Source organism: Variovorax sp. YR266, from assembly GCF_900107295.1.
Lineage (GTDB): Bacteria > Pseudomonadota > Gammaproteobacteria > Burkholderiales > Burkholderiaceae_C > Variovorax.
This window is the reverse complement of sequence record NZ_FNPM01000001.1, coordinates 1,045,518-1,059,844: the sequence shown is the minus strand read 5'-3', so window position 1 is coordinate 1,059,844 and position 14,327 is coordinate 1,045,518. Positions and strand designations below refer to the sequence as shown.

Annotated in this window: 12 protein-coding genes; 6 read left to right on the top strand and 6 right to left on the bottom strand. The window is 67.2% G+C overall.

Features of this window, described 5'->3' with window-relative positions; all coding sequences use genetic code 11:
* Nucleotides 1-6: 6 nt before the first annotated feature.
* Nucleotides 7-426: a ribosomal maturation YjgA family protein gene (locus tag BLW48_RS04900; protein ID WP_093056389.1), complete on the top strand. Its 420-nt coding sequence runs from the start codon at nucleotides 7-9 to the stop codon at nucleotides 424-426.
* Here the strand turns inward: BLW48_RS04900 and mtgA are convergent.
* From mtgA to BLW48_RS04875, 5 genes are read right to left on the bottom strand one after another with little or no spacing between them, the layout of a single operon-like run.
* Complete coding sequence (gene mtgA / locus BLW48_RS04895) at nucleotides 392-1,135, bottom strand: monofunctional biosynthetic peptidoglycan transglycosylase (protein WP_093173044.1); 744 nt, start codon at nucleotides 1,133-1,135, stop codon at nucleotides 392-394. The two genes, BLW48_RS04900 and mtgA, sit on opposite strands and share 35 nt — an antisense overlap.
* A complete protein-coding gene (gene aroE, locus BLW48_RS04890; RefSeq protein ID WP_093173042.1) occupies nucleotides 1,132-1,980 on the bottom strand; it encodes a shikimate dehydrogenase in 849 nt (282 codons plus the stop codon). Before aroE ends, mtgA begins: the two co-directional genes overlap by 4 nt.
* 30 nt (nucleotides 1,981-2,010) lie before the next feature.
* Complete coding sequence (locus BLW48_RS04885) at nucleotides 2,011-2,865, bottom strand: energy transducer TonB (RefSeq protein WP_093056238.1); 855 nt, start codon at nucleotides 2,863-2,865, stop codon at nucleotides 2,011-2,013.
* A gap of 49 nt (nucleotides 2,866-2,914) precedes the next feature.
* Entirely contained in the window at nucleotides 2,915-4,981 is a 2,067-nt protein-coding gene (locus BLW48_RS04880) for a ribonuclease catalytic domain-containing protein (protein WP_093173040.1), read from the bottom strand.
* A gap of 47 nt (nucleotides 4,982-5,028) precedes the next feature.
* A complete protein-coding gene (locus BLW48_RS04875) occupies nucleotides 5,029-5,622 on the bottom strand; it encodes a YqiA/YcfP family alpha/beta fold hydrolase (protein WP_093056235.1) in 594 nt (197 codons plus the stop codon).
* A 385-nt stretch (nucleotides 5,623-6,007) separates the two neighbouring features.
* Here BLW48_RS04875 and BLW48_RS04870 point away from each other — a divergent pair, with 385 nt between their 5' ends.
* Together BLW48_RS04870 and BLW48_RS04865 are read left to right on the top strand one after the other, a co-directional pair.
* Nucleotides 6,008-6,754 carry a response regulator transcription factor gene (locus BLW48_RS04870; RefSeq protein ID WP_093056233.1) on the top strand — a complete coding sequence of 249 codons (747 nt, stop codon included), beginning with the start codon at nucleotides 6,008-6,010 and terminating at the stop codon, nucleotides 6,752-6,754.
* Nucleotides 6,755-6,760: 6 nt separating this feature from the next.
* Nucleotides 6,761-8,611 (top strand): sensor histidine kinase, encoded by a 1,851-nt coding sequence (locus BLW48_RS04865; RefSeq protein WP_093173038.1) that lies wholly within the window; start codon nucleotides 6,761-6,763, stop codon nucleotides 8,609-8,611.
* 37 nt (nucleotides 8,612-8,648) lie between these two features.
* Here the strand turns inward: BLW48_RS04865 and BLW48_RS04860 are convergent, their stop codons facing one another.
* Nucleotides 8,649-10,730: a carboxypeptidase regulatory-like domain-containing protein gene (locus tag BLW48_RS04860; RefSeq protein WP_177142267.1), complete on the bottom strand. Its 2,082-nt coding sequence runs from the start codon at nucleotides 10,728-10,730 to the stop codon at nucleotides 8,649-8,651.
* Between the two features lie 129 nt (nucleotides 10,731-10,859).
* Between BLW48_RS04860 and rodA the strand changes: the two genes are divergently transcribed.
* The 3 genes from rodA to BLW48_RS04845 are packed head-to-tail and all read left to right on the top strand — an operon-like array spanning nucleotide 10,860 to nucleotide 14,115.
* Entirely contained in the window at nucleotides 10,860-12,014 is a 1,155-nt protein-coding gene (gene rodA, locus BLW48_RS04855) for a rod shape-determining protein RodA (RefSeq protein ID WP_093056229.1), read from the top strand.
* Nucleotides 12,015-12,072: 58 nt separating this feature from the next.
* Nucleotides 12,073-13,533: a metalloprotease TldD gene (tldD, locus tag BLW48_RS04850; protein WP_093173034.1), complete on the top strand. Its 1,461-nt coding sequence runs from the start codon at nucleotides 12,073-12,075 to the stop codon at nucleotides 13,531-13,533.
* A 42-nt stretch (nucleotides 13,534-13,575) separates the two neighbouring features.
* Nucleotides 13,576-14,115: a hypothetical protein gene (locus BLW48_RS04845; RefSeq protein ID WP_093056225.1), complete on the top strand. Its 540-nt coding sequence runs from the start codon at nucleotides 13,576-13,578 to the stop codon at nucleotides 14,113-14,115.
* Nucleotides 14,116-14,327 lie beyond the last annotated feature (212 nt).

Below are 14,327 nucleotides of genomic sequence, written 5' to 3'. Positions count from 1 at the left end.
GGCGCGATGATACGGGCCATGCGATGGCGTTTCGATCCTCTTTCACTCGTGTGGGCGGTGGCCCTGTTTCTCGTTCTCGTGCTGCTGGCCACCGTCGGCGCGCGCTGGGGCTGGCTGCGCAGCTTCTTCGGCGACGTGCTGGCCGTGGTGTGGGTCTACTTCGTCTTCAGGACGGTGATCGGCGCGCGGGTGCTGCCGTTGGCGTTGGCTGCGCTGGGCGTGGGCCTTGCGGTCGAGCTCGGGCAGTACCTTGCGGCGGCGTGGCACTTGCACATTCCGAACCGCGCCTTGCGCATCGTGCTCGGCAGCACGGCCGACTGGTGGGACGTGCTGGCCTACGTGATCGGCTTTGCTGCCGTGCTGGCCATCGAGGGCCTGCGCGATGCGGTCGTCAGGGCAGCTCGGCCGCAGGCATCCGCGCCATGACCGTCGACGCCCGCCCGCTCAGGTAGGGCGAGCCGATCCGGCGCTCGAAGAACTTGGGGCTCGGCAGCATCACTGCCAGGCGCGCGGCCTCGTTGGTGCTCAGGCGCGAGGCCGGCTTGCGGAAGTAGTACTGCGAGGCGGCCTCGGCACCGAACACGCCTTCGCCCCACTCGACGTTGTTGAGATAGATCTCGAGGATGCGCCGCTTGTCGAGCAGCACTTCGAGCAGCGTGGCGAGCACCAGCTCCTGGCCCTTGCGCAGCAAGGTGCGCTCGCCCGACAGCAGCAGGTTCTTCGCAAGCTGCTGCGTGATGGTTGAGCCGCCGCGCAGGCGCACCGGCTGTACCGGCTTGCCACGCGCCACCGCGCGCGCTGCGCGCTTGGCGGCGAGTTCTTCGGCCCTGGCGTTGCGTTGGCGGGCGCGCTCTATGGCTTCCCACTCCACGCCGTTGTGGTCGACGAAGCCGGCGTCTTCGCTCGCGATGACGGCGCGCTTGAGCGTGTCGTTGATCTGCGCGTAGGGCACCCACTCCTGCCGCCAGCCGGCTCCGCTGCCTTGGTGGATGGCGATCTGAAAAGCCTCGGAGCGCTGGAACGCGGTGCTCTGCGGATCGAGCGCCGCCATCGTTGCGATGCGCACCACGAAGAACAGCTCGAGTGCCACGCCCGCCACCACGAGGCAGGCGATCAGGCGCAGCACTGCCTTCATTTCAGCTCGGCTCGAATTTCAGCCAGCACTTGCGCGGAAGGAGGCCGCACGCCGCGCCAGATCTCGAAGGACTCGGCTGCCTGCTCGACCAGCATGCCGAGTCCGTCGCGCGCGACCGCGCCATGCGCCTCGGCCCAGGCCATGAAGCCCGCTGCCGCAGGGCCGTACATCATGTCGACCGCGAGTCCGCCGGCGCGCAGCACGCTGGCCTTCACAGGCACTGCATCACCCGCGAGACTGGAGGCGGTGGCGTTGACCACCACGTCGAAGGCGCCCGGCACTTCGTCGAGCGTCCAGGCTTCGAGCGACGCGCCGTGGCGCAGCGCAATGGCCGCATGGCGGCGAACCAGCTCGACGGCCTTGCCCACGGTGCGATTGGCCACCACGACGCGCGAAGCGCCCGCGTCGAGCAGCGGGCCGAGCACGCCGGCCGCCGCACCGCCCGCGCCGATCAGCAGCAGCGCCTTGCCTTGTAGCGGCACGGCCGCGTTGCGAACGATGTCGTTGACCAGGCCGATGCCGTCGGTGTTGTCCGCATGGATGCTGCCGTCGGCGTCGAAGCGCAGCGTGTTGACCGCCTGCGCGAGCAGGGCGCGTTCGCTGGTGTGCTGCGCGAGCGCAGCGGCTTCGAACTTGAAGGGTACGGTGATGTTGCAGCCGCGCGCTGTGTCGCCGCGTTCGGCGGCTTCGCTGCGAAAGGCCGCGATGCCTTCGGCAAACGCGCCGAGCGGAATCAGCCGCCGGCCGTAGTCCATCTGCTGGCCGCAGAGCTCGGCAAAACGCGCGTGGATGCGGGGCGAGCGGCTGTGCTCGACGGGGTTGCCCATGACGCAGTACAGGTCCATGGCGTCTGCCTTCTCTTGTTGCGTCTGTTTCTACTGCGAGGAGAGTTCGACCGACCCGTCGTGCGCGAACCGGAAGTGCGGCCGGATCACGATCTGGTCGGCGTGCTCCTTGCGCATCGCGTCGGTGAAGGTGCCGAAGTTGCCGACGCTGGCAACGATGGCCTGGGCGCGCTTGTCCAGCAACGCAATGCCCGAGCTTTCATCGACCACCGTCGAGAGCAGGCGACCGTCGAAGTTGACCGTGATGGTCATCGTCAGCTCGCCGTAGAGCTTCTTGCCGGCGAGCGTCGGAAAGTTGGCAGTGCCCTGCGCTTCCACCCGGCGGCGCAGCGAATCGACGTAGGTGGCGAAGGCCGCTTCGCGCGTGAAGGGGCTCAGGAAGCGCTTCTTCGGGCGTGCGTTTTCTTCGTTCACGCGCCGCTCGATCTCGGCCAGCAGATTGATCATCTGGCGGCGCTTTTCTTCCTGCGCGGTGGCCTCGGTCGGGTCCCCGGGGTTGCGCGGGTCGGGCGCGGGCATCGCTGCCAAGTCGCGCTTGAGCTGGGTGAGCATCTGCATCTGCTCGGTCTGCATCGCGTCGACCTTGCGCTGCGCATCTTCGAACGAATCACCGACGGTGGTGAAGCTCGACGGTGGCAGCGGGCTGGTTGCGCGGCCCTTGTCGAGGTCGCCGCCGCCTGCAAGCGAGGTCTGGGCCCGCAGCCGGGCGCTGGGGTCGGGCTTGTCGTTGGTCTTGCTGTTGACCAGGATCACTTCGAGCGGTGTGTCGCTGAAGACCTTGTTGAACGATTCGGGATCGACGAAGCGCACCGCGAGCAGTGCGGCATGCGCAATGACCGACACGCCCAGTGCAATCTGCAGCGTGCTGAGGTCCTTGAAGTTCATTCTCGAAACTCCTCCAGGGGCCGCATTTCTTCGGACGATCCGCCGAAATTCATGCGGGTGTGTTTTCGGGCGCAGCAGCCTCGCTGTCGCTCAGGTCGACGGCAATGGCGATCGGGCCTGCGACCACTTCTTCTTCGTCGCCCTCATCGCTTTCGTCTGCGAGGGCCGCATCGGCCTTCGGCGTGTCGAGGCGTTCGAGCACCGTGCCGCTCACGTCAAGGGCGATCTCATCGATCTCGCCGAGCTTCACGCGCAGGCGGGCGCCGCGTTCCTGCTGGCCGGCCACGGGGAACACCAGCGGCAGCGTTTCGGCCCGCACCAGCGCGCCGTTCGGCAGGTCTTTGATGACGGTGGCTTCGAGCTCGGTGATGCCCTGCTGCTGCAGGTACTTCAGCGTCCAGAAGCGTTCCATGCCGCCCTGGTAGGCGTTGTACGTGGCATAGGCCGCGTCGAAGCCAGAGAGGATGGAGAACAGGTCGGCGTCCTTCGGCTTGAAGGGCGCGGCCAGTGCCGCGGTCTTGCCGTGGCGCGCGGCCGCGATGATCTGCCACTGGTTCACGAGGTCGGTGTAGCGGCGCAGCGGCGAGGTGCTCCAGGCGTAGCTCTTCACGCCAAGGCCCGCGTGCGGCAGTGCGCGCGTGCCCATGCGCACCTTGATGCCGGGCGCGAGGCTGGCCTGGCTGCGGTAGAGCCCGGGCACGCCCAGCTCGCCGAGCCAGCCGCCCCAGCTGCTGTTGGCCAGGATCATCGCTTCGGACACGATCAGGTCGAGCGGCGCGCCGCGCTGGCGCGTGCTGATCTGCACCTGCTCGCTGCCGGTGGGCTCGCCCTCGTTGCCGACGAGGCGGAAGTTGTAGTCGGGCCGGTTGAAGTTCTCGGGCTTGCCGCGCACCACTTCGCGCTGCGCCTTCAGCTGCTTGGCAAGGCGGAACAGGAAGGAGAGCGGGGCGCGCAGTTTTGCGGCGGCTTCCGGAGTGTTGTCGCTCTGGAAGGACGCGTCTTCGAGCCATGGCTGCGTGACGACGGTGTCGAGCTGGTCGTGGCGCAGGTTGGCCACGATGGGCACGCGCTCCAGCTTCGTTTCGGTGCCTTGCAGCTCCAGCGTGGCTTCGTCGAAGCGTGCGTACAGCGACACGGCCGGGCGGTCGCCGCCTTCGAGCAGCGTGTAGGTGTTGACCACCTCGTCGGGCAGCATCGTGATCTTGTAGCCCGGCATGTAGACCGTCGACATGCGCGCACGCGCCACGTTGTCGATGGCGCTGCCCGGCGTGAGCGCCAGGGCTGGTGCGGCGATGTGGATGCCGACGGTGACGGTGCCGGTGCCGAGGCCCTGCACGGAGAGGGCGTCGTCGATCTCGGTGGTCTGCGAATCGTCGATCGAGAAGGCCTGCACCTCGGCGGCCACGGGCAGGTCGTCCACGATGGCGGGCGCCGCGAGCGCGGGGAAGCCCGTGCCCTTGGGGAAGTTCTCGAACAGGAAGCGCCGCCAGTGGAACTGGTAGGGCGAATCGATGGCGCCGGCGCGCTCCAGCAGGTCGAGCGGCGGACGCTGCGTGGCGCGCGCGGCGTCGACCACGGCCTTGTATTCGGGGGCGTTCTTGTCGGGGCGGAACAGGATCTTGTAGAGCTGCTCGCGCACGGGCGCGGGGCAAATGCCCTCGGCCAGCTGCGCGGCCCACTCGGCGATCTGCGCCTGGATGACCTTCTTCTTCTCGATGGCGGCCAGCGCCTGCTGCACGATCTCGGCCGGCGCCTTCTTGAAGCGCCCCTTGCCCGCGCGGCGGAAGTAGTGCGGCGCCTCGAACAGCGCGAACAGGGCGGCCGCCTGCTGGGCGAGCGAGGGCTTTTCGCTGAAATATTCGGCGGCCAGCTCGGCAAAGGCGAATTCGCCCTCGGGCGCGAACTCCCAGGCGAGGTCGAGATCGAGGGCGGCAGCGAGCGAGCGCGCCTCGGCGATCAGATCGGCGGGCGACGGCTTCTCGAAACGCAGCACGATGTTGGCGCCCTTGACCTTGACGCGCTTGCCGGTTTCGAGCTCGACTTGTGCCGATGCTTCGGCCTCCGACAGCACGCGGCCGCCGAGGTACTTGCCGGCTTCTTCAAACAATACAAACATGGCGCGGATTGTCCCATGCAGGATGGGCCCGCTCGGCCCGGCTGTGCTCAGACCGGGTTGATGAAGGCCATCACGTCGTCCAGATGGGCCTTTTCGAAATCCGACAGGGCGTGGTCGCTGCCCTCGAGCAGCTTGATGTTGCTGTCGGGGTAGCGCGCGGACATTTCGTGCCAGTCGAGCGCCTCGTCACCCTTGGCGATGATCGCGAACACGCGTTCGGGCCGCGTGAGCGGGCCGACTTCCATCGCACGAAGCTCGTGGATGTATTCGGGACGAAAGTAGAAATGCTCGGCGGGGTCGTGCCAGACGGTCTGGTCGCCGATGTAGCGGGTGAGGTCGCGCGCGGGATGCACGGCCGGGTTGAGCAGCACCGCGCGGCAACGCGTCATGCCGGCCACGTAGGTGGCGTAGTAGCCGCCGAGCGACGAGCCCACCACCGCCATCGACTTGCGCGGCCAGTGCGCGATGCCCTTCATCACCATGTCGATGGCATCGTGCGGCGACGGCGGCAATTGCGGGCACCACCACTGCAGATTCGGATGCTGCCGCGCCACGCGCTCCGCGACGATCCGGGCCTTGGTCGAACGAGGCGAAGAACGGAAACCGTGCAGGTAAAGCAGGTGTGTGGTTTGCGGATCCATGCGAGGAAAAGACGGGAGGTGCGGGCGTCGCACCTCGCTTGCCGGGAACGGGTAATTCTGCATGAGGTCTGTTCTCGCGAGGCCGCTTCCAACATACAAAAAACCCGCCGGACGAGGTTCTTCGGTAAGGCCATAGCTTACTGAGAGCCCGAGGCGCGCCGGCATTTCGCGTGCCCCGGTTCGGGGTGTGCCGTGCGTCGGGAATTCAAAAGTACTAAGGCCTTGACCACTGCGGCATGAATGGCCTACGTTCGGGTTACTTCATTTGCATGGGAAGGGGGATATGCCCTGCAAAAAAGCGGCGAAAGTTTCGCGGCGATGCTTCATCGTGGGCATCCCATGAACGGGGGAGGCGTGTATGGATTCCCGGTGCGCGCCGGGGCTTATGCTCATGCCCATGAACACTGAGGCTCAGGACGACGCGACGCTACGCCGCTGGGGTGTGCTGGTCGTCGAAGACGATAGCCGCGCGCGTGCCTTTTTCGAGGCCAGCGTGCAGCGCAGCCCGCGCCTCTTCTGGCTCGGCAGTGCGGGTACGGTGCAGGAAGCGCTGGGTTGGCTGTCCCGCACCACCACCATTCCCGACGTGCTTCTGGTCGATCTCGGCATGCCCGACGGCACCGGGCTCGACGTGATCCGCGACGCCGTGGCGCGCTTTCCAGGCTGCGAGCCGCTGGTAGTGTCTGTTTTCGGCGACGAAGAGAACGTGCTCGCCAGCATCGAGGCGGGTGCCGTGGGCTACATCCACAAGGACGCCGCGCCGGAGGACATCGCGCAGACCATCGTGGAGATGAAGGCAGGCGCTTCGCCGATCTCGCCCATGATCGCGCGGCGCGTGCTCGCGAAGTACCGCAGCCTGCAATCGGCGGCCGTTCCCGGCGCGCCGCCGGGTGCTGCGCCCGAAGCAGCCGCGGACGAATCCGACCGCGGCCTGCTGTCGGCTCGCGAACACGAGGTGCTGACGCTGATCGCGCGTGGCTTCTCGTACGCGGAGATCGCGCGGCTCAAGGGCCTGAGCGTGCACACCGTGCAGACCCACATCAAGAATCTCTACGGAAAGCTCGCCGTGCATTCCAAGAGCGAGGCCGTTTTCGAAGCGACGCGGCTCGGCCTGTTGTCTCATCCGGGCTGAGCACAGATGCGACCAAAATGGGCGTCGCTGCTGATGCTATGGCTGGCGATGCTCCTCGCGGGTATTGCCGGAGTCTCCAGCGCGGCCACGGCCGCGTCCGAGGCGCCGATCGAACTGCGCCAGGGCACCGTGACGACCACGGTCGACGGCGTCACGCGCACCGAGCCGGTCGAGCTGTCCTACCACTGGGACCGCCAGCACAACGGCCGCCCGGGCATGGCGAGCTTCGACCTGCCGTTCACGCTCGAGGCCGAGGCCGAGACGCCGTGGGGCATTTTCATTCCGCGCGTCGGCAACGTCTTCGAGGTGCAGTTGAACGACGCGCTGCTGCAGGTCTACGGCGACCTGGACCGCAGCAACGACGCCGACTACGCCAAGGCGCCCATCTACGTGCCGGTGCCCGGGCGCCTGTTGCGAAAGGGTGACAACCTCCTGCAGATCCGTCTGCACGCCGACACCGCCCGGCGCGCGGGGCTGTCTCAAGTGGTCATCGGGCCGGCCGCGCCGGTTCGCACCGAACTCTTCGAGAGCGCCTATGCATGGCGCTTCACCGGCTCGGTGCTGCTGATGGCCTTCAGCCTGATCGTCGGCGGCATCGCGCTGGCGCTGTGGCTGACGCAGGTCGATGCCGATGCCAAGGGCGCCCAGCGGCGCGACGGCATCTACTTCTGGGCCGCGCTGGCGGAGTTCTGCTGGGCGGTGCGGGTGGCCGACGGCGTGATCGCCGAGCCTCCCCTGTCCTGGGGGGCCTGGGGCGTGCTGATGGCCGCCTGCTATGCGGGCTGGGCTGCCTCTTCCATGATGTTCGTCTACCACCTCGCGGGGTGGGGGCGCGACCGCCGCTACCAGTGGGTGCGCTGGCCTATTGCCGGCATCGTGGTCGCTACGGTGCTGTTCAGCGCGCTGTCGCTGCAGCGCGAGGAGCCGATGTGGCTCACCGGCTGGCTTGCCGTCCAGATCGTGTTCGTCCTGGCCTTCGTCAGCGCCTTCGCCGTCGACACCCTGCGCAAACCGAGCGCCGAGCGTTTGCTGGTGGCCGGCGCCGCGCTGGTGACAGTGATGTTCGGCGTGCGCGACTGGCTGGTGATCCGCCTCAGCGATGCCTATGGCGAGACCACCTGGGTGCGCTATTCGTCGGTGTTCTTCGGCGTGGCGCTGCTGCTGATCGTGCTGCGGCGCTTTCGTGCGGCGAGCGTGCTGGCGCGCGGATCGGTCGCGGCCCTGGCCGAGCGGGTGGCCCAGCGCGAACGCGAGCTGGCGGCCACGTATGCCGAACTCGAGGCCGCGGCGCGTGACCAGGCGCGCACCCACGAGCGCGAACGCATCCTGCGCGAAATGCACGACGGCATGGGCTCGCACATCACTTCGGCGATCCGGCAGCTGCAGTCGGGCCAGACCAGCTCGGGCGACCTGCTGCGCACGCTGCGCGATTCGCTGGACCAGCTCAAGCTGCAGATCGATTCGATCCACCTGCCGCCGGGCGACGTGGGTGCGCTGCTCGCAGCGGCGCGCTACCGGCTGGAACCCCGCCTGGCGTCTTCGGGCATTGAGTTCGAATGGGCGGTGGACGAGGTGGAGCCGGTAGAGCGGCTCGGCGCGCAAGGCATGCGGCAGTTGCAGTTCCTGCTGTTCGAGGCGATCTCCAACGTGCTGCAGCACGCCCAGGCCACCGTGCTGCGATTCGAGGCCGGGATGCAGGGCACGACGGTGCAACTGCGGGTGATCGACAACGGCAAGGGCTTCGACGCCGTGAAGCATCGGCCGCGGTCGCTGGCGGAGCGTTCGGGGGCCATCGGGGCTCGGCTGACGGTTGAAAGCCGACCTGGGCGCACGGTCGTTCAACTCGAATTCGATTGAGAACCCCGCGCCCGATACGGGGCCCTCGGATGTTCATTCAGAACTGCTTGTAGAACAGCACGTAGCGCGTGATGCCGAGGCTGCGCGCGTTGTAGGCCTCGAACGCCAGGTAATGCACCCGCGTGCCTTCGGCGTACTGCTTGCCAGCAGCGCTGTCGCAATGCGTGTCGCCGGCCGTCTCGGCGGAGCAGTCGATCACCGCCTTGCGCGCCGTGGAGGACAGCGCGATGTTGTCGTTGAAACGGGTGCCTGACTTGGCGAAGCCGTAGGCCGTCAGCACGGCGGGGGCCAGCGCGCCGCTCGGCACGACCCACGCATCCTGGTTGCCAGTGACGCTGATGTCCAGGATGTTCGGCTGACCCGCACTGTTCGCGGGGTAGACCAGGCCAGCGTTGGCATTGGTGCGGGCGACCAGCTGGGTGCGCATGGGCGGCGCCAGGTCGAACAGCGGCTGCTGGCGGATCTCGCCGATCGTTGCTGCGCGAGAGAGAGTGCGCTCGTACTGGATCACGTTGGGTACGCCCGGCTTCGCGTGCACGAACTCGAATTTCCACACGCTTTGGTCCTGCAACTGGCTGATCTGCGTGTCGGTGTATTGGGGGTCGAGCAACCCGATGCCGGGCTCCCGGCTCGCCAGGCTGCCGGGCGTCGACGGGTTCTCGTAGATGCCGCGCAGATTGATGCCGTTGTTGAGCTCCGGCGTGCCGTCGGGCCTGGTCACCACGAGGAACGACAGGCCGGGTTGCGGGATGAAGGTCAGGACCTTGTTCAGCGGCGAAGTCACGATGACCTTGCTGAAGACTGCCGCGCCGCCTTCCTGCCGATTCCGGATCGGGATGCCGTAACCCGTGGTGTACGAGTTGAATGCGGGGGAGTTGATCATGTCGCGGTAAGCGAACACCGGACGCACGTTGGAGGCGTAGACATGGCCGTCCCCGGCGAGTTTGAGCGTGCTGCCCACCTTGCGCACGGTGACGGTGCCGAAGGTGACGTTGTCTCCCACGTCGGTTGCGCGGTAGCTGAGTGCCAGGTCGCCGTTCGGGCGGAAGAACTCGAAGTTGGCGCGGTCCCAGGTGCGGCCCGTGTTTTCTGGGCGGAAGAGGCTGGTGAAGCCGCCCTGGTTGTTGGCGTCGCGGCCCACGCCGAAGCCGCTGTGGAGGTAGCCGGCAGGGTCGTCGCCGACGAAGAGTTCGCGGCAGGCGGGTGCGATCACATCAGTCGGCCCGCCGGTCACTGCCGTTGTGTCGTTCGGCGCGGTGACGCGCTGCGACAGCGGCAGCCGATAGCACGCGTTCAGGCGGTCGACCAGGTCGGCCAGCAAGGGCGGCGGGGGAAGGCCGGCCAGTTGGTCCGGCGTGATGCCCGGCGGCAGAGCCGGAACGGAGGCGTCGCTGCTACGGAAGATGATGGAGGCCGGCGCAGCGCTGTCGCCCGCCGGCAGACCCTTCACCGTGATCTCGATGTTGGCGGCGCCGCTGTCGGGGCGCACGCTGACCAGCAGCGCGTCGAGTACCTTGTCGTGCCCGGTGCCGTCGGCGCTGAACTGGCCGGTGATCGGATCGAAGGTGGCCTGCCCGAGGGCGTCCAGCACCGGCTTCAGCGCGGCAACGAGCGCGGCTGTCTGCTGTTGCAGGCGCGCGTCGGTCACGGTGCCGGCGTCGGCCTGGATGGCCGCCGCCAGATTGGCGGGGCGACCATCCGGCGAGAGCCGAGAGACGATGACCGTGGTCAGCGGCGTGATGTTGGCGGTGCCGCCGTTGTTGGCGAGCGTGCTGTAAAGCGACTGGTCGTCGCGCACCGCGGTGATTACGAGGGGAGCCTTGGTGGCTGCGGACAGCGCGCAGCGGTAGGTGCCTTGCCCGTCGGTCTGGGTGGTGCAGACCGTCGCGCCGCTTTGATCCTGGACCGTGACGGCGGCGCCACCGAAGGCCGCGCCGGTGGCGGCCGTGCCGCTCAGGGTGGGCGAGGTCGAAGCAGAGGAATTCGGGGTGGACGAGTTACCCGAGCCGGCCAGTCCGAAGGGCAGCCCTGAGCTCCCTCCGCCGCCACCGCCGCCGCACGCGACGACCGAAATGCAAAGACCTGTCACGAGCGACAAGCGCAGACGTTGAGACGCCATCCGATCCTCCCTTTTTTATGAATCCCCGAATGTAAGAGCAAGGGGCGAACGACCCGTGACAGTCGGGGATGGGGATTTCCACGGGGGGACACGCGCCGGGGATTCGTATAAGCCGGATAATCCGCCCTCATGTCTGCCGTGTTCAATCAGCCCTCCCTGGCGCGTCGCATTGCGCCCATCTTCCAGGGCTTCGACGGCTTTCTGGCCTTCGCCGTGCTGCTGCTCGCGTTTGCCGGGCTGCTGACCATGTATTCCTCGGGCTACGACCATGGCTCGCGCTTCGTCGACCATGGCCGCAACATGCTGCTGGCCGGCTTCATCATGTTCGTGGTGGCGCAGGTGCCGCCGCAGCGGCTGATGCTGGCTGCCGTGCCGCTCTACACGATGGGCGTGGCGCTGCTGGTGGCGGTGGCGCTGTTCGGCATCACCAAGAAGGGCGCCCAGCGCTGGATCAACGTGGGCGTGGTGATCCAGCCCAGCGAAATCCTGAAGATCGCGATGCCGCTGATGCTGGCCTGGTGGTTCCAGCGACGAGAAGGCCAGTTGCGGCCGCTCGACTTCGTGGTGGCAACGGTGCTGCTGGCGGTGCCGGTCGGGCTCATCATGAAACAGCCCGACTTGGGCACCTCGCTGCTGGTTCTGGCCGCCGGGCTGGCGGTGATCTTCTTTGCCGGGCTGCCGTGGAAGCTGATCGTGCCGCCGGTGCTGATCGGCGCGGTGGCCGTGACGCTGATCGTGGGTTTCGAGTCGAGGCTGTGCGCCGACGGGGTCGACTGGCGCGTGCTGCACGACTACCAGAAGCAGCGCGTGTGCACGCTGCTCGACCCGAGCAAGGACCCGCTGGGCAAGGGCTTCCACATCATCCAGGGGATGATCGCCATCGGTTCGGGCGGGGTGGGCGGCAAGGGCTTCATGCAGGGTACGCAGACGCACCTCGAATTCATTCCCGAGCGGACCACCGACTTCATCTTTGCCGCCTATTCCGAGGAATTCGGGCTGATGGGCAACCTGGCGCTGATTTCGGCCTTCATCCTGCTGATCTTCCGGGGGCTGGTGATCGCGACCAATGCGGCAACCTTGTTCTCGCGCCTGCTGGCGGGGGCGGTCACCATGATTTTCTTCACCTATGCCTTCGTGAACATGGGCATGGTGAGCGGCATCCTGCCGGTGGTGGGGGTGCCGCTGCCGTTCATCAGCTATGGCGGCACGGCCATGGTGACGCTGGGGCTGGGGCTGGGGATCCTGATGTCGATCGCCCGGGCAAGGAAGCTGGCGCAAAACTAGTAGCGCCCGAGTGCCCTTTGGGGCAGCGCGGAAGAGGGCGGCTGCCTAGAATGTCGCGATGATCTCTCGCGAACCCACCATCGAGCGCCTCGCCACGGCGCAACAGCTCCTTCTCACGCCGTTCGGCCTCGACGAATCGCATCTGAGCAAGGCCTTGGCCGAGATCACCGCGCACCGGGTGGACGACGCCGACCTCTACTTCCAGTACACGCGCAGCGAGGGCTGGAGCCTCGAAGAGGGCATCGTCAAGACCGGCAGCTTCAGCATCGACCAGGGCGTCGGCGTGCGCGCGGTCAGTGGCGAGAAAACCGCTTTTGCCTATTCGGACGACATTTCCGAGGCCTCGCTGCTCGACGCGGCGCGCACGGTGCGCTCCATTTCCTCCGCCGGCCGCACGGGCCGTGTGAAGACGCCGGCCCGCAAGATCGCATCGAGCCGCTCGCTCTACGACGGTATCGACCCCATTTCCACGCTCGACAGCACCACCAAGGTGAAGTTGCTCGAGAAGGTCGAAAAGCTGGCCCGCTCGCGCGATCCGCGCGTGGCGCAGGTCATGGCGGGCCTGGCGAGCGAGTACGACGTGGTGCTCGTGGCCCGTGCCGACGGCACGCTGGCCGCCGACGTTCGCCCGCTGGTGCGCCTGTCGGTCACGGTGATCGCAGAGCAGAACGGCCGTCGCGAAATCGGCTCCGGCGGTGGTGGCGGGCGTTTCGGCCTGGCCTATTTCACCGACGAACAGATCGCCGAGTACGTCGACCATGCCGTGAAGGCCGCCCTGACCAACCTCGACGCACGCCCGGCACCCGCCGGCGAAATGACCGTGGTGCTCGGCTCCGGCTGGCCCGGCATCCTGCTGCACGAAGCCATCGGCCACGGGCTCGAGGGCGACTTCAACCGCAAGGGCTCGAGCGCGTTCTCGGGCCGCATCGGCCAGCGCGTGGCGGCCAAGGGCGTCACGGTGCTCGATGACGGCACGATCGCCGACCGTCGCGGCTCGCTCAACGTCGACGACGAGGGCAACGCCAGCCAGCGCAACGTGCTGATCGAGGACGGCATCCTCAAGGGCTACATCCAGGACTCGCTCAACGCGCGCCTCATGAAGGTCAAGCCCACCGGCAACGGCCGGCGCGAAAGCTACGCACACGTGCCGATGCCGCGCATGACCAACACCTACATGCTCAGCGGCGACAAGGATCCGAAGGAAATCGTCGCGAGCATCAAGAAGGGCCTCTACGCCACCAACTTCGGCGGCGGGCAGGTCGACATCACGAGCGGCAAGTTCGTGTTTTCGGCCAGCGAGGCCTACTGGGTCGAGAACGGCAAGATCCAGTACCCGGTGAAGGGCGCGACCATCGTGGGCAACGGCCCCGACGCACTCACCCGCGTGACCATGATCGGCAACGACATGGCGCTCGACTCGGGCGTCGGCACCTGCGGCAAGGAAGGCCAGAGCGTGCCCGTGGGCGTCGGCCAGCCGACGTTGCGCATCGATGGTTTGACCGTAGGCGGTACGGCCTGAGGGCTTGTTAAGCTGCGCTCCTTTCACAACAAGGAGCGTTCGATGAGGATCAGGATCAATTCGTCCGCGGCTCTGTGGGCCGTGACTGCCGTGGTGGTGCTGGCAAGCGCAGGTTGCGCGTCGCGCGGCGGTTCCGGGGGCAGCCAGCCTGCGGCTGCGCCGGCACCTGCAGCCGCCCCCGCGGCACCGGCGCGCGGCGGCGCGAAGGCCGGCATGGATGCCCAGGGCAACGTGGTCGACTCGTCGAAGGTCGAAGCCGGCAGCGGCCGCACCGTCAAGGGCCTCAACGGCTACGAAGGCGAAATCACCGGCAACCCGGCGCGAAACAGCAAGTTTGCGCGCCTGCAGATCGGCATGAGCGCCAGGCAGGTCACCGACCTCGCGGGGCCGCCGACCGATCAGGGCGCGTACGTGACGGGCAAGGCCTTCATTCCGTTCTATTTCGGCAGCGACCGCCACCGTTTCGAAATGACCTACAAGGGTCAGGGCCGCCTCATCTTCGCGGGTGGCGGCATGGGCGAATACACCAGCGGCAACCTGATCTGGATCATCCACAACGCCAACGAGTCGGGCTACCGGTAAACAACGCCGCGCCCGGCCGCTTGATCGGGTTTTTGCTTTCCGTGCTACATTTCGCGCACATGTCCGCCCTCCGCGCTTATTTCTTTGCCTACTTTTGGTTCCCGGTTTCCGGCGGACGAGAGGCGAGCGCGTAAAGCAAACGAACACCCTCCCAAAACCGCCGGTGCCCTGAGCCCCGGCGGTTTTTTTTTGCCCCTGCGATATCCACTCAA